This window comes from Brachybacterium muris, assembly GCF_016907455.1.
GTDB classification, from domain to species: Bacteria; Actinomycetota; Actinomycetes; order Actinomycetales; family Dermabacteraceae; genus Brachybacterium; species Brachybacterium muris.
This window is the reverse complement of sequence record NZ_JAFBCB010000001.1, coordinates 1,418,290-1,436,167: the sequence shown is the minus strand read 5'-3', so window position 1 is coordinate 1,436,167 and position 17,878 is coordinate 1,418,290. Positions and strand designations below refer to the sequence as shown.

19 protein-coding genes are annotated in these 17,878 nt (G+C 72.0%); 8 read left to right on the top strand and 11 right to left on the bottom strand.

Annotated features, from left to right (window positions below; all coding sequences use genetic code 11):
• Positions 1-18 precede the first annotated feature (18 nt).
• The gene (locus JOD52_RS06640) at positions 19-726 is read left to right on the top strand and encodes a potassium channel family protein (RefSeq protein WP_204409144.1); all 708 of its coding nucleotides are present in this window, start codon (positions 19-21) and stop codon (positions 724-726) included.
• Positions 723-1,406 carry a potassium channel family protein gene (locus JOD52_RS06635; RefSeq protein WP_017823644.1) on the top strand — a complete coding sequence of 228 codons (684 nt, stop codon included), beginning with the start codon at positions 723-725 and terminating at the stop codon, positions 1,404-1,406. Before JOD52_RS06640 ends, JOD52_RS06635 begins: the two co-directional genes overlap by 4 nt.
• Here the strand turns inward: JOD52_RS06635 and JOD52_RS06630 are convergent.
• Genes JOD52_RS06630 through dut form a run of 4 tightly spaced genes read right to left on the bottom strand, consistent with a single transcriptional unit; the run spans position 1,327 to position 3,604 of the window.
• Positions 1,327-2,064 carry a DUF3159 domain-containing protein gene (locus JOD52_RS06630; RefSeq protein ID WP_204409143.1) on the bottom strand — a complete coding sequence of 246 codons (738 nt, stop codon included), beginning with the start codon at positions 2,062-2,064 and terminating at the stop codon, positions 1,327-1,329. The two genes, JOD52_RS06635 and JOD52_RS06630, sit on opposite strands and share 80 nt — an antisense overlap.
• The gene (locus JOD52_RS06625) at positions 2,061-2,357 is read right to left on the bottom strand and encodes an OB-fold nucleic acid binding domain-containing protein (RefSeq protein WP_150108404.1); all 297 of its coding nucleotides are present in this window, start codon (positions 2,355-2,357) and stop codon (positions 2,061-2,063) included. Before JOD52_RS06625 ends, JOD52_RS06630 begins: the two co-directional genes overlap by 4 nt.
• Positions 2,354-3,118, bottom strand: coding sequence for a DUF3710 domain-containing protein (locus JOD52_RS06620; RefSeq protein WP_204409142.1), 765 nt, complete (start codon positions 3,116-3,118; stop codon positions 2,354-2,356). Before JOD52_RS06620 ends, JOD52_RS06625 begins: the two co-directional genes overlap by 4 nt.
• A 3-nt stretch (positions 3,119-3,121) precedes the next feature.
• Positions 3,122-3,604: a dUTP diphosphatase gene (dut, locus tag JOD52_RS06615; RefSeq protein ID WP_204409141.1), complete on the bottom strand. Its 483-nt coding sequence runs from the start codon at positions 3,602-3,604 to the stop codon at positions 3,122-3,124.
• Between the two features lie 71 nt (positions 3,605-3,675).
• Here dut and JOD52_RS06610 point away from each other — a divergent pair, with 71 nt between their 5' ends.
• On the top strand, positions 3,676-4,170 hold the full coding sequence (locus JOD52_RS06610) for a DUF3093 domain-containing protein (protein WP_204409140.1): 495 nt from the start codon (positions 3,676-3,678) through the stop codon (positions 4,168-4,170).
• Positions 4,171-4,239: 69 nt separating this feature from the next.
• Here the strand turns inward: JOD52_RS06610 and JOD52_RS06605 are convergent, their stop codons facing one another.
• Complete coding sequence (locus tag JOD52_RS06605) at positions 4,240-4,539, bottom strand: DUF4193 domain-containing protein (protein WP_017823650.1); 300 nt, start codon at positions 4,537-4,539, stop codon at positions 4,240-4,242.
• A 296-nt stretch (positions 4,540-4,835) separates the two neighbouring features.
• On the opposite strand from JOD52_RS06605, the gene sepH reads away from it, so the two are divergent.
• Positions 4,836-6,113 carry a septation protein SepH gene (gene sepH, locus JOD52_RS06600; protein WP_204409139.1) on the top strand — a complete coding sequence of 426 codons (1,278 nt, stop codon included), beginning with the start codon at positions 4,836-4,838 and terminating at the stop codon, positions 6,111-6,113.
• A gap of 39 nt (positions 6,114-6,152) precedes the next feature.
• On the opposite strand, the gene JOD52_RS06595 is transcribed toward sepH, so the two are convergent.
• Positions 6,153-7,520: an NAD(P)/FAD-dependent oxidoreductase gene (locus tag JOD52_RS06595; RefSeq protein ID WP_259886315.1), complete on the bottom strand. Its 1,368-nt coding sequence runs from the start codon at positions 7,518-7,520 to the stop codon at positions 6,153-6,155.
• Between the two features lie 38 nt (positions 7,521-7,558).
• Here JOD52_RS06595 and JOD52_RS06590 point away from each other — a divergent pair, with 38 nt between their 5' ends.
• Both JOD52_RS06590 and JOD52_RS06585 read left to right on the top strand, forming a co-directional pair.
• A complete protein-coding gene (locus JOD52_RS06590) occupies positions 7,559-7,861 on the top strand; it encodes a TetR/AcrR family transcriptional regulator (protein WP_204409138.1) in 303 nt (100 codons plus the stop codon).
• Positions 7,862-7,963: 102 nt separating this feature from the next.
• Positions 7,964-8,128 (top strand): hypothetical protein, encoded by a 165-nt coding sequence (locus JOD52_RS06585; protein WP_204409137.1) that lies wholly within the window; start codon positions 7,964-7,966, stop codon positions 8,126-8,128.
• An 18-nt stretch (positions 8,129-8,146) separates the two neighbouring features.
• On the opposite strand, the gene JOD52_RS06580 is transcribed toward JOD52_RS06585, so the two are convergent.
• Genes JOD52_RS06580 through JOD52_RS06570 form a run of 3 tightly spaced genes read right to left on the bottom strand, consistent with a single transcriptional unit; the run spans position 8,147 to position 12,601 of the window.
• Positions 8,147-9,286, bottom strand: coding sequence for an alkaline phosphatase family protein (locus JOD52_RS06580; RefSeq protein ID WP_204409136.1), 1,140 nt, complete (start codon positions 9,284-9,286; stop codon positions 8,147-8,149).
• An 11-nt stretch (positions 9,287-9,297) separates the two neighbouring features.
• Complete coding sequence (locus JOD52_RS06575) at positions 9,298-9,882, bottom strand: DUF5998 family protein (RefSeq protein ID WP_204409135.1); 585 nt, start codon at positions 9,880-9,882, stop codon at positions 9,298-9,300.
• Positions 9,860-12,601 carry a bifunctional acetate--CoA ligase family protein/GNAT family N-acetyltransferase gene (locus JOD52_RS06570; RefSeq protein WP_204409134.1) on the bottom strand — a complete coding sequence of 914 codons (2,742 nt, stop codon included), beginning with the start codon at positions 12,599-12,601 and terminating at the stop codon, positions 9,860-9,862. Before JOD52_RS06570 ends, JOD52_RS06575 begins: the two co-directional genes overlap by 23 nt.
• A 91-nt stretch (positions 12,602-12,692) precedes the next feature.
• Here JOD52_RS06570 and JOD52_RS06565 point away from each other — a divergent pair, with 91 nt between their 5' ends.
• Together JOD52_RS06565 and JOD52_RS06560 are read left to right on the top strand one after the other, a co-directional pair.
• On the top strand, positions 12,693-15,149 hold the full coding sequence (locus JOD52_RS06565; RefSeq protein WP_204409133.1) for a DNA gyrase/topoisomerase IV subunit A: 2,457 nt from the start codon (positions 12,693-12,695) through the stop codon (positions 15,147-15,149).
• A gap of 82 nt (positions 15,150-15,231) precedes the next feature.
• Positions 15,232-16,110, top strand: a complete 879-nt coding sequence (locus JOD52_RS06560) for a D-hexose-6-phosphate mutarotase (RefSeq protein ID WP_239551821.1) — start codon at positions 15,232-15,234, stop codon at positions 16,108-16,110.
• A 13-nt stretch (positions 16,111-16,123) separates the two neighbouring features.
• Here JOD52_RS06560 and JOD52_RS06555 read toward each other — a convergent pair whose 3' ends face one another.
• Both JOD52_RS06555 and hisF read right to left on the bottom strand, forming a co-directional pair.
• A complete protein-coding gene (locus JOD52_RS06555; RefSeq protein ID WP_204409132.1) occupies positions 16,124-17,086 on the bottom strand; it encodes a metallophosphoesterase in 963 nt (320 codons plus the stop codon).
• Entirely contained in the window at positions 17,083-17,868 is a 786-nt protein-coding gene (gene hisF, locus JOD52_RS06550) for an imidazole glycerol phosphate synthase subunit HisF (protein WP_204409131.1), read from the bottom strand. The genes JOD52_RS06555 and hisF overlap by 4 nt, the downstream gene beginning before the upstream one ends.
• Between the last annotated feature and the right edge of the window lie 10 nt (positions 17,869-17,878).

Genomic DNA, 17,878 nt, shown 5'->3' with positions numbered 1-17,878 from the left:
GCACCTGAGGAGACTTCGATGCACTTCGTGATCATGGGCTGTGGGCGAGTGGGAGCGATGCTCGCCCTCTCCTTGGACGAGCGCGGCCACTCCGTGGCGGTCATCGACCAGGAACCTGCGGCGTTCTCGCGGCTGGGCCGGGACTTCGCCGGCCAGACGGTGGCCGGGATGGGCTTCGACCGCGCCACCCTGGAACGGGCCCGGGTGCGGGAGGCCGCCGGTTTCGCGGCCGTCTCCAGCGGTGACAACTCCAACATCATCGCCGCCCGGGTGGTGCGTGAGGAGTTCGGGGTGCGACGGGTGGTCGCCAGGATCTACGACCCCCACCGCGCGGAGGTCTACGAGCGGCTCGGGATCGCCACGGTGCCCACGGTGCGCTGGGCCTCCGCCCAGGTGATGAACCGGCTGCTGCCGGGTGTTCCGGAGCGCCAGTACCGCGATGTCTCCGGGACGCTCACCATGATCGCCGCCGAGCCCCATTCCTCCTGGATCGGGACCGCGCTGACGGAGATGGAGAGGGTGACGGGATCCCGGGTGGTGCACCTGACCCGTTTCGGCGAGGGTGAGCTGCCCCGGCCCGATGCGCACCTGCAGCAGGGGGACAGACTGCATCTGATGGTTCCCACCGCGGACCTGGCCCGGGTGGAGACGCTCCTGTCCCACCAGCGGGACGAGGACGAGGTGCGCGAGAGCTTCGATCGGGCACTGCGGGGGGAACAGTCATGAGGATCCTGATCGTCGGGGCCGGCAGCGTGGGCCGCTCCATCGCCCGCGAACTGTTGGAGAAGCAGCATCGCATCACCCTGATCGACCGCAAGGTGACCCCGGAACGGCGGCAGGTGCTGCCCGGTGCCGAGTGGGTCAGCGGGGACGCCGGTGAGCTCGAGACCCTGCGCGAGGCCGCGATCGACGAGGCCGACGTGCTGGTGGCGGCCACCGGTGACGACAAGGTGAACCTGGTGGTGTCACTGCTGGCGAAGACCGAGTTCCTGGTGCCCCGCACCGTGGCCCGGGTGTCCCATCCGGACAACGAATGGATGTTCGGGCCGATGTGGGGGGTGGACGTGGCTGTCTCGACCCCGCGCATGATCACCGCCCTGGTGGAGGAGGCGGTGAGCGTGGGTCGCGTGGTGCGGCTGTTCCAGTTCGCCGGCAGCGACACCCAGATGGTGGAGATCACCCTGCCGGATGCGAGCCCTGCCGTGGGCCGCACCGTGGGGTCGATGCGGTGGCCCGGGGGTTGTGTTCCGGTGGGCATCATCCGTGACGGCCGCCCCTTGGCGCCCACGCCTCACGATGCACTGGAGAGCGGGGACGAACTGCTGTTCATGGCCGTGCAGGCGGAGGTGGCGTCCCTGGAGAAGCTGCTGGCACCGCCGTCTCCTGCCGACGGGAGCGACGGCTGAGCAGGGAGCGGTGCATCAGCCACACCAGGTAGGCGATCACCGCGAAGGCCGGAAGGCCCATCGCGAGCTTCGCCACGCCGAGTGCCGCCACCTGGCCGGCCAGCAGCAGCGGGACCTGGACGGCGAGCTTGGCGGCGTAGAGCCCTGCGAAGAGCATGGTGGCGCGGTTGTAGACGCGCCGGGCGTCAGGGTCCTCGGCCCAGTCCTCGACCCGCGGGTCCAGTACCCCGATGAACAGCCCCACCAGCGGCCGACGGGCCACCAGCGATACCAGCAGCACCAGCAGTGCCACCGCGTTGATCACGATGCCGGGGGTGTAGAAGTCGCTGCCCTCACCGCTGCGCACCGCGAGCACTGCGCCGAGCGCCACCCCCAGCAGGCCACCGAGCACGGTGGCCGGGCTCTGCCGCTGCACGATCCGCACGATCAGGGCGATCAGCACCACGGCGACCGCCGCCGCGGCCGCGATTATCACGGAGCGGGTGGCCACGTACAGCACCACGAACAGCAGCGTGGGGGCCACCGACTCGATGATACCGCGGGGGCCTCCCACGGCCTCGGCGACGGAGAACTCCTCCTCCTGGAGGAGCTTGCCCATGCCGCGACGGGGTGCGGGGCCGGGCTCTGGTCCCTCGGTTCCGGGCGGGGTGCTGCTCATGAGTCCTCCTGGCCGCTGATCCGGGTGATCTCGTAGCGGGGGTTGTACATCACGCGCCGTCCGCCGCGCCGTGCGGCGAAGCCGGTGACCTCCAGGCGCGCACCCGGTTCGATCCCGGGGATGCGGTCACGGCCCAGCCACACCAGGGCGATGGTGCCGGTGCCGTCGTCGAGCTCCGCCTCCACGGCAGGAGCGGCGCTGCGCGGCAGGATCACCAGGGAACTGATGATGCCGGCCAGGTGCACCTTGCGACGGTCGTCGACCGCCGCGACGGTCTCCACGGGAGCGCTCATCCGATCTCGGTGATCTCGGGGCCGCGCTCGAGCGGATCGATCAGGGCCGCCTTCTGCGGGATCAGACCCGGGCGCTTGCCCGGCAGCACCAGCGGGATCAGCTCCTGCGGGGCCATCGCCTCGCTGCCGCGCACCACCACCAGGCGGGACAGCAGGGTCTCGAAGCGGCGCGCCTTCTCCTTGTCCGAGAGGGCCGGGCCGGTCAGGATCGCACGGAGGAACCACCGCGGGCCGTCCACGCCGATGAAGCGCGCCGGCCGGTAGCCGGTGCGACCGTCGGCCCGCTTGACGGGCAGGCGGGTGATCAGCTCGGGTCCGAAGGCGCCGCTGCGGGTCTCGGCGGTGCCGCCCTGCTCGACCACGGAGTCGCGCAGGGAGGTGCGCACCTCCTCCCACAGTCCACGGGACTTGGGCGCGGCGAAGGCCTGCACCTGGAGGGAGGAGCCTGCGATCACCAGGTTCGCGCCGGTGACGGTGCCGGTGCGCTGGTCCACCTCCATCCGCAGCTCCATGCCGTCGATGGTGGGCACCTGCAGGCCACCGAGATCGATGCGGTCCTCGTCGGGGGCATCGGCCTGGTCGTAGGGCCCGGGTTCGAGGTGCGACGGACGTTTCGCGGATGCATTGCCGGCGCTGCCGGCGCTGTCGGCGCTGTCGTCCTCGACGCTCTTCTCGCTGTCGGCGGCGACGGCGTCGGTGGTGGTCTCGTCGTCGTGTCCGGCCCCGGCGTTCTTTCGCCGGCCGCGTGAGAACAGTGCCATGGTTCAGCCTTCCTTCGAGGGCGCGGTGCCGAAGCCACCGCTGGAGCCGAAGCCCGCGGCGGCCCGATCGGTCTCGTCGAGCTCATCGACCTGCTGCAGCACGGGCGCCAGGAACGGCACGATCACCAGCTGGGCGATGCGGTCGCCCCGATGCAGGGTGAACGGCTCGGTGAGGTCGGTGTTGTGCAGCGCGACCCGGATGGGGCCGCGGTAGCCAGCGTCCACGATACCGGGACCGTTCAGCACCGTGACCCCGTGACGGGACGCGAGGCCCGAGCGGGGACACACCAGGCCCACGGTGCCGTGGGGCAGGGCCACGGCGGTGCCGGTGTCCACCAGTGCGCGACCGCCGGCGGGGATCACCAGGTCCTCGCTGCTGGTGAGGTCCAGCCCGGCGTCACCCTCATGGGCGCGATGAGGCAGGGGGACACCGTCCTCGAGCCTGACCTGCAGGGTGCTGGAGGGAGCGGTGGGGTCGTCGTACATGCCCCCAAGAGTAGGGGGTGCGCCTGCATGGGGCCCGGCTCTCCCCCAGCGCTGCGTGAGACGATGGCGGCATGCCTGAGCCGTCCACCGCACCGACCGCCTCCGCCACGTCCAGCGCTGCTGCCCCGTCGTTCCACGAGAGGCTCCTGCCGGGGATCGGCGCCTGGATCGTGATCGTGGTGCTGGGCGCCACGTTCGGGGTGGTGCTGGTGCCGCTGTCCTACACCCTGGCCGCCGTGGTGGGTGTGATCGGCGTGATCGCCCTGTGCGCGCTGGCGTACGTGACCTCCCCCGTGCTGGAGGTGCGCGACGGCCAGTTCACGATGGGACGCGCGCGGATCCCGGTGCGGCTGCTGGGCGAGCCGGTGGAGCTGCGGGACCAGGAGTGGGCCCGCGCCATGGGCCAGGACTTCGAGCCGATGGCCCATCACTGCACGCGCGGCTGGATCCACACGGGTGTGCGCGCCGAGGTGCTGGACGACGAGGATCCGACCACCGCGTGGATCGCCTCCTCCCGGCGCCCGGAGGACCTGGCGCTGGCGCTGAGGGCCGCGCAGGCGAACTGACGGCGGAACGAGAACGGCGCGGCGCCCCGTCCCTGACGGTGCACCGCGCCGAGCGCCGGCGGGCTCTGCTCAGGCAGAGCACTCCTTGCAGTAGATGAGGGTGCCCTCGACATGGTCGATCTGGCTGCGGTGCTTCACCAGGAAGCAGCTGGCGCAGGTGAACTCGTCGGCCTGGCGGGGCAGGACGCGGACGGAGAGCTCCTCGCCGGAGAGGTCCGCGCCGGGCAGCTCGTAGGAATCCGCGGCCTCGGCCTCGTCCTCGTCCACCGTGGGGGCGGCGGCTTCGCTGCGCCGACCCTTCAGCTCCTCGATCGAGTCCTCACCGGATTCGTCGTCGGTCTTGCGCGGGGCGTCGTAATCTGTGGCCATCTACGGTCCGTTCCTGGTAGTCAGAGGGATTGCCGACCCTGAGCCGGTCCTGCACGAGGAGTGCAGCTCCGCGTCGCAACGTCGAATGCGGCGGCATTATTGCAGAGCATTCTGCACCTCACAACACGCCCCCTGGGAGCGGACGCTTGGACGAGCCCTGCGGCGGGATAGGGTCAGGGCCGTACACTGCGGCAGTGCCGTGACAGCGCCATGTCCTCACCGACACACCCGGCCTTCACCGACACACCCGCACATCCGCATACCCGACCCACAGGTCTCCGACGGAGAGGACGACGATGCGAGAGCTCGAACTCGACGGGATCCACGACGACGGGGAGCACCTGATCCTGGTCGACTCCGACGGTGAGCGCTACACGTTGCGCATCGGCGAGGCGCTGCGCGCGGCGGTGCGCCGTGACCGCCCCGCCCTGGGCATGGTCCGGGCTGCCGAGGCAGGCGCCCTGCGCCCCAAGGACATCCAGGCCATGCTGCGCTCCGGTCGCAGTGCCGAGGACATCTCCGAGATGTCGCAGATCCCGTTGGACCACGTGCGCCGCTACGAGGGGCCGGTCCTCGCCGAGCGCGAGTGGACCGCCCAGCGGGCGCGCACCTTCCACGTGGGCCGAGGCGGCCCCGCCCTGGAGCAGATGGTCACCGAGCGGCTCGCCGCACGCCATGCCTCCCCCGACACCGTCTGGGACGCCTGGCGTCGCAGCGACGGCACCTGGGCCCTCGAGCTCACCTTCTCCGCTGCGGGTCGCACCCGCCAGGCGCACTGGGTGGTGGACCTGGACAACCGCACCGTCACCGCCAAGGACGACGAGGCCCGCTGGATCAGTGACGAGGACGCCGATCCCGAGCCCACTCGCGGCCGGGCCCGCCTGGTCTCGGTGAAGAGCTCGGTGTACGACCTGGAGGCCGACGGCTCCTTCGACGAGGGCGCCGGGCGTCCGCGTCGGCGCACCCCCATGAGCAGCGAGCACCCGGCCGCGATCGACGAGTCCGAGCTGGACGCGCTCAACGCCCGGCGTGGCCTGCGCTCCGTACCGCAGCCGGGCACGGACAGCGCCGATCACGACGATCGCGACCCTGCCGGGGCCGATCCCGAGAGCATGGGCGTGTGGTCCAGCCTCGAGGACGACGCCCCCGAGGAAGGCGAGCACCGCACGGACGACTCCGCGGACGCGGACCAGGACGATCCCGACCAGGAGGCCTGGATCGAGCACACCCGTGAGGTACCGGACGAGCAGGCCGACATGGGCGGCACCGCCGAGGACACGGAGGATCTCGAGGAGCCCGCCGAGGGGACCGACGGCACGGAGGATCGGGAGCAGGTCGAGCAGGACGAGCTGCAGGACCCTGACGTCGAGGCCCCCGAAGCGGAGCAGGCCCCCATCGAGTACCAGGACACGGTGGACCTCACTCCCCTGCCCGGCTTCGAGGCGGCCTCGGAGGACAACAGCCCGGCCGAGGACTCCCCGAAGCCGGCCCCGAAGAAGGCCGGGAAGTCACGGAGCAAGCGGGCGTCGATGCCCAGCTGGGACGAGATCGTCTTCGGCTCGAAACACGACTGATCTCCTACCGCTCGGTCCAGGACGCCCGCCCGGCCCGGCTCAGGACAGCTGTGCGAGCACCTCGTTCAGCGCCTCGGTGGAGCTGGGGTGGGTCCAGATGCCGTCCCGCAGCTCGGACGCGGTGACGCCGGCGCGCATCGCGAGGGCCAGCAGGTTGATGACCTCCTGGGAGTCCACGTGGAGCAGGCGCGCCCCGAGCAGCTGATCGGTGGACGAGTCCACCACGATCTTGATGAACCCGCGGGGGTCGCCCACCGCCTTGGGACGCGGCATCGCCTTGATGCCGGCCACGGGGACCATCACGGTCCTCACGTCGAGGCCCTCGCTGCGGGCCTGCTCCGCCCCGATTCCCACGCTCGACATCGGCGGGTCCAGGAACGTCGTGGCGGGAACGGCCACCCGGTCATCGGTCCGCCTGGTCCCGCTCCCCGTCAGGGCGTCCAGCACCACGCGGTGGTCGTCCAGGGAGAGGTAGGTCTGCTGCTGTCCGCCGTGCACGTCACCCATGGCGAAGACGCCCTCGGCACTGGTGCGCAGCTGGGCGTCCACCACCACGGTGCCGCGCTCGTCCGTCTCGATCCCGGCCTGCTCCAGGCCCAGGTCCTCGGTGGCAGGGCGGCGGCCGGTGGCCATCAGCACGGCGTCGGCCTGCAGCTGCCACGGCCCCTCCGGGGTGTCCATGTGCACCGTGACGGCGTCGGTCCCGTCCTCGAGGGAGGTCACGTCCACCTGGGTGCGCAGGTCGATGCCCGCCTCGGTGAGCAGCTCGTGCACGCCGGAGGCGACGTCCTGGTCCTCGTCGGGGAGGATCCGCTCCCCGCGGGCCAGCACGGTCACCTCGCTGCCGAAGTCGCGGAACATGGAGGCGAACTCCAGGCCGATGGGGCCGGCGCCGACCACCGCGAGGCGGCGCGGGAAGGGATCCACGTGCTGGATGCTGGTGGAGGTGTGGATGCGCGGACCGTCCACGCCGGGCAGCGGGGGCAGCACGGGGACGGCACCGGTGTTGATGACGACCGTGTCCGCGCTGATGAGCAGGTGCTCGGCGAGACCGGACCCGCCGGCGCTCGGGGTCACCTCCACCTCGTGGGGGCCGACGATACGGGCGCGACCATCCACCACCGTGACGGTGTCGCGGTCGGCCAGCATGTGCAGATTGACGTCGTTGAGCTTGGCGATGAGCGTGTCGCGGCGGTCCACGGCCTTGCGGAAGAACTCGGCGGCATCGTCGCCGTCGCGACGCTGAGCCGCATCGTGGATGAGGGTCTTGGTGGGGACGCAGCCGATGTTGATGCAGGTGCCGCCGTACATGGCGGAGGACTGCTCCACGCTGGCCACCGAACGGCCGGCCCCGGCCATGGCGCCGGCGAAGGTCTTGCCGCCCTTGCCCCACCCGATCACCAGCACGTCCACCTCGAGGCGTCGAGGGGCTGAGGTCTCAGTCCATGACCGCAGCCGCCACCGCCGTGCACGCCGTCCGCTCGGAGGACCCCGTGCTGCGGGCCGCTGCGGAGCTGTTCTACGCGCGGGGCATCGCCGCCGTCTCGGTGCAGGACATCCGCTCCCGCGCCGGGGTGAGCTTGAAGAGCATGTACGCGACGTACCCCTCGAAGGAGGAGCTGGTGGCCGCCTACCTGCAGCGCACCCATGAGGTGTGGATGCGGGAGCTGCGCGCGGCGATCGACGCCGCCGCTCCCAGCGGGGGCCCCTCGCATCGCCAGGAGCGGATCGCAGCGATCTTCAGCTGACTCGAGGCCTGGTTCGCCGCCCCCGACTTCGCCGGCTGCGGGATCGCCAACACCCGGGGCCAGGCCATCGGCGAGCGCTCCCGCGAGGTGGTCCGGGAGCACGTGAGCCAGCTCGAGCAGCTCTACGTGGAGGTGGCCGGCGAGGAGGACAGCGGCAGGACGCTGCTGCTGCTGGTCGAAAGGGCGATCGCGACCGCCGCTGCCACCGGCGATGCGGGGTTCGCAATCGTTGCGCATCAGGCGGCGCGGGCGTCGGTCCTCAGGTGAGGACGCGAGCTCCCCTCCTCAGGTGGTGGTGCGCACCACGGGCACCCAGGACTCGGCGTCGGTGAGGGAGCCGTGCACGCCGATGAGCCGCTTGGTGCCCTCGGGCCTGCGCGACAGCAGATCCACCGTCCAGCGGCCCCTCGCGATCACCATCACCTCGGGCAGCCTGCCCGCCACCCGCGCGGGCACCTCGGCGCCGACGGGGCCCAGCAGGCCCGAGGCGAGCAGCGCGGGGCGCTCCAGCACCACGGCCCGCTCCCCCAGCAGCTCGCGCAGACCTGCCGCGAGCTCGCCGGCGGCGTCGTCGCCGGGCACCGCGGTCAGCGCCAGGGCGCGGGGCTCCCCCGCCACCGAGGCGATCAGACGCTCCAGCGCAGGATGGTCGCCGAGCTCGACGACATGCGACGGATCGGTGTCGACCATGCCGTGATCAGCGGTCACGTGGACCCGGGTGCCGGCCGGGAGCCTGCGCAGCAGGGTCCCGAGCACGGAGTCCACCTCGATCAGGGCCTCGCGCCACTGGTCCGAGTCGATCCCGTGGTGGTGGCCGGCATGGTCCACGTCGTCCAGGTGCAGGTGCACCAGCCCGTCCGGCCCCGCACGCCGGAGGGCACGCAGCGTCACGGCGATCCGGTCGTCCCGGCCATGGCCCTGGAACTCCCAGCCCCGGTAAGCCATGCCGCTGAGGTGACTGCCGGCGTGCCTGCGCGGCCCCACCTGCACCGCGCGACGACCGCCTGACTGCACCACGGTGGGCTCCGGCATCCAGGCCCCCGGGTCCACACCCGGGTGGCCGGTGAGCTCGTGGACGGCTCGCCCGGTGGCCGGGTCGCGCGTCATCAGCCCCAGCACGCCGTGCCGCAGGGGCGCGAGCCCCGTGTGCAGCGACACCATCGCCGTGGCGGTGGTGGAGGGGAACACGGTGCGCACCTTCGTGGTCTCCCCCGCCAGTGCGCGCAGGGTCGGGGTGAGAGCGCGGTGCTGCTTCAGCAGACCCCACCCCAGCCCGTCCACCAGCACCACCAGGTCGCGGCCGGTGCGCGTCTCGGCGGCCAGGGGCGCCAGGACGTCGAGCAGGCCGGGGCGCGCGCCGCCGGAGAACGGGGGCGGCAGCAGGTCGGGGGCCAGCTCTTCGGGCACAGCGGCGCTGTCAGGCACGGCGAAGGCCCTCAGCTGCGAGCGTCGTCGAGGGCGTCGATCGCGTCGACCAGCAGGCCGTGGAAGTGGAGCGCGTCGCTCACCGCGCGGGGGCCGTCCGCCAGGGCGCTGATGCGCAGGGCCAGATCGGCCGGCGCCAGGGTGCCGGTGAAGCCGTGGTCCACCTCGCAGGAGGGGTCGTCGCACACGGCCCGCTCGAGGTCCATGCGGCGCGTGCCGTTCCAGGTGATGCCGATGGTCACCTCGGCCTCCTGCTGGGGCACGCGCTGTCCGTCGGTGTCGAACACCTGGGACAGGCCGGTGCCGGTGACCCTCTGCAGCCGTACCCGCTCCGTGGTGGCCACCACCTGGCTGGGGTTCAGGGCGTCGGCCGGGTCGTCGTCCAGGTGCGTGATCAGCAGATGGGCGGCGGTCAGCACCAGCACCGTGAGGTGGCGGCGCACCTCGGGGCCGTCGAAGGTGGTCTCCGGTCGCACCAGGTAGCCCAGGGGCCGCGCTCCGCGCAGGGAGGCGAGCATGCTCGCGGCAGCGGTCTGGGGGAAGTACCCGGCGGTCTCGAGATCGGCCAGGAGCTCAGCAGGCAGTGCTCTCGTCATCGGTCCAGTCTCCCACGCTGCCGAGCACCCGGCGTGCCCCGTCGGTGCGGTTGGGAGCCTGGCCGAGCTCCACACGGGCGCCGACCACCACCGCTCCCGTGTGCGCCACCACCACCGGGTACAGCTCCAGCTGGGCCACCTCGGGGAGGTCCTCGGCCAGCAGGCCCACCCGCACCACGATGTCGGCCAGGGCGGCCCTGTCGGCCGCCGGCAGCCCCCGTACCCCGCGCAGCTTCACCGCGGTCGCGGGAGCATCGACCAGCGCGGCGGCGGCCCGCTCCGACAGCGGAGGGATGGCGTAGGCGATGTCGTCCAGCAGATCGGTGGCATCCCCCGCGACGGACAGTGACACCACCGGTCCGAGCGAGGGGTCCTCCGTGCTGCGCACCACCACCGGCACACCGGCAGCGGCCATCGACTGGACCTCCAGCGGGGCGGTGGAGAAGGACAGCTCGCGGCGCATCTCCTGGTAGGCGTGCCTGAGCTGGGTGGCATCGGGCAGGGCCAGCCGCACCCCGCCGAGATCGGCCCTGTGACGCAGCACCGGGTCGGTGCTCTTGAGCGCCACGGGGTAGCCGAGCTCCGCGGCTGCCTCGACGGCGGCATCGGAATCAGCCACCCGGATCGACCTCAGGACGGGGATGCCGTAGGCGCCCAGCAGGGCAGCCGTGCCGTCGGCGTCCAGGGCGATCGAGCGCCCTCCGCCCTGGGCGAGGGCCTCGTCCACCAGGTCTCGGGCGGCGGCGCGGTCCACGTCGTCCCGCTGGGCAGGCTCCTCATTCTCCAGGGAGGGGCGGCGGATGGTGGCCAGCATCCCCGCACCGGCGCGCACGGCGTTGTAGGGGGTGGCGTGCACGGGCGGCAGGGTTGGATCGGCCCGGACTGCGCGGCGCACCTTCTCGAAGCGGTCCTGGCTGGTGATCAGGCACACCAGCAGCACCACCTCGCTGTGGCGGGCCACCAGTGCCATCTGCCGGATCACCTCCACCGGGTCCCCGGTGAGGGGGTCCAGGACGCCCGCGATCACCACGTCGGCGTGCCCGAGGGCCGCCATCGAGGTGAAGGCTCGCTGGACCAGGCGCTGGTCCGCGGCCAGGGGAACGCTGCGGTTGTCGACCACCACCTGCATCCCCGACTCGTCGGCCGCTCCGCGCAGGGCCGCACCGAGGGCGGGGGTGTTGGACAGCAGTCCCACGCGGGGGCCGTGGGGCCGGCCCTGCCTGCCCACGGCGTCCACCACGTCCATCAGGTGCTCCACCGATCCGGTCTGCACCACGCCTGCAGCCTGCAGCACCTGGTCCAGAGCGCGGCGGGGCAGGGTGGATCGGCGCACGTCATGCCCCGGCGGCACGGACGTGTCGGCGGCCGGTGGGCGCAGCACGATCAGCGGGGTACTGCGGGTGAGCCGGCGGGCGATCCTGCTGAACTTGCGGGGATTGCCCATCGACTCCAGGGCCAGGCCGATCACCTCGACCTGCTGGTCGTCCTCCCAGTGCTGCAGGCAGTCGTTCAGGGACACGTCCGCACGGTTGCCCACCCCCACGAACTCGTGCACGCCCACCCCGCGGGCATCCACCCCGGCCAGCAGCATGGCGGTGAGCGCACTGGACTGCGCCGCCAGGGCGACCCTGCCCGACGGCGGGAGCGCCGGGGACAGGGACACCGAGATCGGTTCATCCTCCCCGGTGCGCAGGAAGCCGAAAGCACCCGGGCCCAGCAGGCGCATGCCGTGCAGGCGGGCCCGGGCCACCAGTTCGCGCTGCAGGCGGCGCCCGTCGGCGGTGTCGCTGAAGCCCTCGGTGGGGATCACCACGGAGCGCACGCCGATCCCGGCGCACTCCTCGATCGCCTCCAGGCACGCCTCCGGGCGCAGAGCGATCACCGCGAGGTCTACGGGACCGGGGACATCAGCGATACGGGCGTGGGCACGGTGGCCCCGGATCTCGAAGGCGTCGCGGGCGATCACGTGGATGGCACCGTCGAAGCCCGAGGCCTCCAGGGCGGCGAGGAAGCGCCCGCCCGGGGAGTCGGCGCGCGTGGAGACCCCCACCAGCAGTACCGAGGAGGGATGCAGCAGGCGCTCCATCGCCTGGGACTCGGCGCGGTGCTCGCGCTCGGCCATCACCGCGAGGGAGCGGGAGGTGGGGTCGATGCGGAAGGACACCTGGACCACGCCGTCGTCGTAGGCGCGCGCCACGTCGAAGCCGGCGTCGGAGAACACGTTGAACATGCGGGTGTTCTGCGGGAGCACCTCGGCGGTGAAGGTGCTGATGCCGCGTTCGCGGGCCGCGGCGGCCAGGTGCTCCAGCAGCACCGAGGCCAGACCCGTGCCCTGACGGGAGTCCGAGACGTTGAAGGCGACCTCGGCCTCGTCCGGCTCGATGCGGTCGTAGCGGCCCACCGCGATGATCTCCTGCCCCACCAGCACCACGAAGGCGACGCGGTCGTGGTGGTCCACCACCGTGAACCGTTCGAGGTCGCGGGGGGACAGCCGTGGCATGGAGGCGAAGAACCGCAGGTACCGGGACTGCTCGGACTGCCTCTCGTGGAAGCGCTGGAGGGCGTCGGCGTCGCTGGGGAGGATGGGCCGCAGGTGGGCGGCGGATCCGTCCCGCAGGGCGATGTCGGCCTCCCAGTGCGCCGGGTACGGCGTCGCGGCAGGCTCCTGCACGACCGGGCGGCGTCGTGGGGGGCGGGGTCCTTCGCGCCGGGCTGCCATGTCCGGATCCTACCCGGCCGGGGCCCGGGTAGACGCGATCCACACTCCCGCCTGCGGGGATCCGACCGCTCCACCTGCCATGATGTCCCCCATGGCCAGATCACGCAGCACCAAGCCCGAGGCCGGCAGCGAGCCGATCGAGGAGACCATCCTCGACATCGACGTCACCAGCGAGATGGAGGCGTCCTTCCTGGAGTACGCCTATTCCGTGATCTACTCGCGGGCGCTGCCTGACGCCCGGGACGGCCTCAAGCCCGTGCAGCGGCGCATCCTCTACATGATGGCGGAGATGGGCCTGAGGCCCGACCGCGGTCACGTCAAGAGCCAGCGCGTGGTGGGCGAGGTGATGGGCAAGCTCCACCCCCACGGCGACACCGCCATCTACGACGCCCTGGTGCGCATGGCGCAGCCGTTCTCCATGCGCCTGCCGCTGATCGATGGGCACGGCAACTTCGGCTCCCTGGACAACGGCCCCGCTGCCCCCCGGTACACCGAGGCGCGCCTGGCCAAGGCCGCCCTGCTGATGACGGACTCGCTGGACGAGGACGTCGTGGACACGGTGCCCAACTACGACAACCAGCTGACCCAGCCCGAGGTGCTGCCCGCCCAGTACCCGAACCTGCTGGTCAACGGGGCTGCCGGGATCGCCGTGGGCATGGCCACCAACATGGCGCCCCACAACCTGGTCGAGACCATCGCCGCCGCCCGTCACCTGATCGACCACCCCGACGCGGAGCTCGAGGAGCTGATGCGGTTCGTGCCCGGACCGGACCTGCCCAGCGGCGGTCGGATCATCGGGCTGGAGGGCGTGCGGGACGCCTACCGCACCGGCCGCGGGTCCTTCAAGATGCGCGCCACCACCCGTATCGAGAACGTCACCAGCCGCCGCAAGGGCATCGTGGTGACGGAGCTGCCGTACCAGGTGGGGCCGGAGAAGGTCGCCGAGAAGCTGCGCGACGCGGTGCAGGCCAAGAAGGTCCAGGGCATCACCGACTACCAGGACCTCACCGACCGCCACCACGGCCTGCGCCTGGTCCTCACCGTGAAGTCCGGCTACGACCCCGAGGCGGTGCTGCAGCAGCTGTACCGCCACACTCCGCTGGAGGAGTCCTTCGGGATCAACAACGTGGCACTGGTGGAGGGGCAGCCCCGCACCCTCGGCCTGAAGCAGCTGCTCGAGGTGTTCGTGGACCACCGCATCACGGTGGTACGGCGCCGCACCGAGTACCGCCTGCGCAAGCGGCTGGACCGCCTGCACCTGGTGGAGGGCCTGCTGCTGGCGATCGTGGACATCGACGAGGTGATCCAGATCGTCCGCTCCAGTGACGACGCCGAGAGCGCCCGCACCCGACTGATGGGGGTCTTCGACCTCACCCACGTCCAGGCCGAGTACATCCTCGAGCTGCGCCTGCGGCGCCTGACGAAGTTCTCCCAGATCGAGCTGGAGGGCGAGCGCGATGAGCTGCGCGCCGAGATCGAGCGGCTGCAGGAGATCCTGGGCAGCGACGAGGTACTGCGCCGCCTGGTCTCCGATGAGCTCGCGGCCGTGGCCGCCGAGCACGGTACCCCGCGCCGCACCGTCCTGCTGGAGGCCGCCGAGCAGCCTGTGGCTGCCGCCGGTGGTTCCCTCGAGGTGGCCGACGAGCCCTGCGGGGTGCTGCTGACCGGCACCGGCCTGATCGCCCGGGTGGCCGGGGAGGGGCCGCTGCTGCGGGAGGGCCCGCGCGGCTCCCACGACGTGGTGGTCTCCGACGTGGCCACCACCACCCGCTCCGAGGTAGGGGTGGTGACGGACCTGGGACGCGTGCTGCGGCTGAACGTGGTGGACCTGCCGTCACTGGCGCCCACCGCGGGGGCACCGTCGTTGGCCGGGGGCACGCGGCTGTCGGACCTGATCGACCTGGGCAAGGACGAGAAGCCCCTGGCGTTGATCCGCCTGGCCGAGGCGGACGTGGCTCGCGGCGGAGCGATCGCCCTGGGCACCCGCCAGGGCGTGGTCAAGCGCGTGCAGCTGGACTTCCCCCGCACCGACGGCTTCGAGATCATCGCCCTGAAGGACGGCGACCGGGTGGTGGGCGCGGTGGACCTCGAGGAGGATGCCGACCTGGACCTGGTGTTCGTCACCTCCGATGCGCAGCTGCTGCACTTCCCCTCCTCCGGGGTGCGACCGCAGGGCCGCGGGGCCGGCGGGGTGGCCGGCATCAAGCTCACCGCCGGGGCCCACGTGGTCTCCTTCGGCGTGATCGACGTGACCCGCCAGGCGGACGTGGTCACCGTCGCGGGCTCCTCGGGCACCCTGCCGGTGCTGCAAACGGGATCGCTGAAGGTCTCCGCCTTCACCGAGTACCCCGCGAAGGGACGCGCCACCGGCGGCGTGCGCTGCCACCGGTTCCTGCGAGGGGAGGACGTGCTGATCGGCGCCTGGGTGGTACCGCATCCCGCACGGGCCAGCTCCGAGGCCGGCCAGCCGATCGAGCTGCCCGAGCCGACGGGCCGCCGCGACGGCTCCGGCACCCCGGTGGCGGTGCCGATCGCCGCGGTGGGCTGACGCCGATCCACCCCGTCCCGGGGCCGGCGGCAACCACCGGGAAGCCGGGAGGTCCCCGCAAGGGGAGGCATAGGATCGCTCCATGAGTCCTGTGACCGAGCGCACCCCTGTCCCCCTCCCCTCCGGCGTGAGCCTCGAACAGGTCAACGGCACTGAAGCGCTGGTGATCGACACCCCCGCAGCACGAGCGGTTCTGCACCTGGACGGCGCACACCTGACCAGCTGGACCCCGGCCGGTGAGCAGGACGTGCTGTGGCTCAGCGAGCTGTCGGAGTACGGCGACGGAGCCGCGATCCGTGGTGGGATCCCGCTGGTGGGGCCGTGGTTCGGGCCCGGACGCTCCGGAGACAAGCCCGTCAAGCACGGCTGGATCCGCAACCATCCCTGGGAGCTCACCGAGGCATCCTTCGACGGTAAGGACGTGGTGCTGGAGCTGGCACTGGTCGACGCCGACCCCAGCGGCGGGGGCCTACGGGCCGATGCCCGCTTCCGGATCGGTGCGGAGCTGTCGGTGGACCTCACCCTCACCGCCGGGGCCCAGGAGGTCGAGGTCGAGGCCGCCCTGCACACCTACCTCGCCGTGGCCGACGTGCGTGAGCTGCGGATCCACGGCCTGCAGGGAGCCGACTACCTGGACAACACCCAGGGCCTGGCGGAGGACCGCCAGGAGGACACGGCACTGGAGCTGACCGGCCCCACCGACCGCATCTACAGCGTGAACTCCGAGGTGCGCATCGAGGACGTGGCCGGTGGCCGCAGCATCGTCTCCTGCCCCCGCGGCACAGCCAAGACCGTGGTGTGGAACCCGTGGCCGGAGCTCGCCGCCGGCATGGCCGGCATGCCCGACGATGCCTGGACGAGCTTCGTGTGCGTGGAGCCCGCCGTGGCGAAGGAGAGCGCCCAGGTCCTGAGAAGCGGTGGTGCGCTCACGATCGGTGTCACCTACCGCGTGGAGCGCTGAGACCCGGGCACCATCACGCGGGCAGGTCCAGGTCGATCAGCACCAGCTCGCGCGGATCGTTCACGCGCACCCCGGCGATCGAGTTGCCGAGCCCCCTGCTGATCACCATGGTGGTGCCCCCACGGGTGTGCACGCCCTCGGTGAGCGCGGGAAGCCAGCCCTGGTGCGGCGCGAAGAGGGCGCCGACCAGCGGCAGCCGTACCTGCCCCCCATGGGCGTGCCCGGACAGCACCAGATCGGCCGGGGTGCGCGCGTAGGCGTCCAGCAGCTCTGGGCGGTGGGCCAGGAGGATCACCGGGAAATCCTCGACGGCGACTCCCGCCTCCCCGGCCTCCAGCCCGTGCAGGGCGAGCGCCACATCCGACTTCGCCGACGATGCGATGCGGCCCTCGGCGCGGTCCACGCGCGGATCATCGATGCCCGCCACGACCAGTGCTGTGCCGCCCACCGTGGTGATCTCCGCCTGATTGCGCAGCACTGTGACCCCGGCGTCCTCGAGGCCGGCCAGGAGCTCCTCGCGCAGCGGTGAGTCGGCCTCGTGGTTGCCGAGCACGAAGTACGTCGGCGCGATGGCCGTGAGGTCGGTGGCCAGATCCAGCACCCCGCTCAGGTCGCGGCTGCGCACATCGACCATGTCGCCGGTCAGGGCGATCAGGTCCGGCTGCGCGTCCCGGGTGGCGTCCAGCAGGCGATCGGTGAAGGTGCCGAAGTCGGCGGCGTGGAGGTCGGAGATCTGGGCGATCCGCACGGTGCCGGCCGGGTCGGTGGCTGAACCCGTCGAGGGAGCCGCGGCGCTGGTGAGCGGGACCCGGTAGGTGGTCACGTCCAGCCGGCGGTTGTCCCACACCAGCCAGGCACCCAGCAGCGCGAGCACCAGGAACGTAGCCACCGCCGCCCTGACCAGACGCCGGGCGGTGCGGCCGCGCTCATCACGGCCCGGGACGCGGTCCGTGCTGACCGACAGCGGGGCACTCACCGGACGGTGATGCCCTCCGCGGCCAGCGCCTGCTTCACCTCGGTGATCGTCATCTGCCCGAAGTGGAACACGCTCGCGGCCAGCACCGCGTCGGCGCCCGCACGCACAGCAGGGGCGAAGTGCTCAGGTGCGCCGGCACCGCCGGAGGCGATCAGCGGCAGGTTCGTGGCCTCGCGGGCCAAGCCGATCAGCTCCAGGTCGAAGCCGTCCTTGGTGCCGTCGGCATCCATGGAGTTCAGCAGGATCTCCCCCGCCCCGCGGTCGGTGACCTCCCGGATCCAGGCGATCGCATCGATACCGGTGCCGCGGCGGCCACCATGGGTGGTGACCTCGAAGCCGGAGCCGGCGCGAGCCGTGCCCTCGGGAGTGTCCTCGGTGACGCGGCGGGCGTCGATCGAGAGCACCAGCACCTGGTTGCCGAACCGGCGGGCGATCTCGGGGATCACCTCGGGCCGGGCGATGGCAGCGGTGTTCACTCCGCACTTGTCGGCCCCGGCGCGCAGCAGCTGATCCACGTCCTCCGGGGTGCGGACCCCACCGCCGACGGTGAGAGGGATGAAGATCTGCTCGGCCGCGGCGCGGACCACGTCGATCATGGTGTCCCGGCCACCGGAGGAGGCGGTGACGTCCAGGAACGTGAGCTCATCGGCCCCGTCGGCGCCGTAGCGGGCGGCGAGCTCCACCGGGTCGCCGGCATCGCGCAGGTCGCGGAAGTTGACGCCCTTGACCACTCTGCCGGCGTCGACATCGAGGCAGGGGATCACACGGACGGCCAGGGTCATGACAGGTACC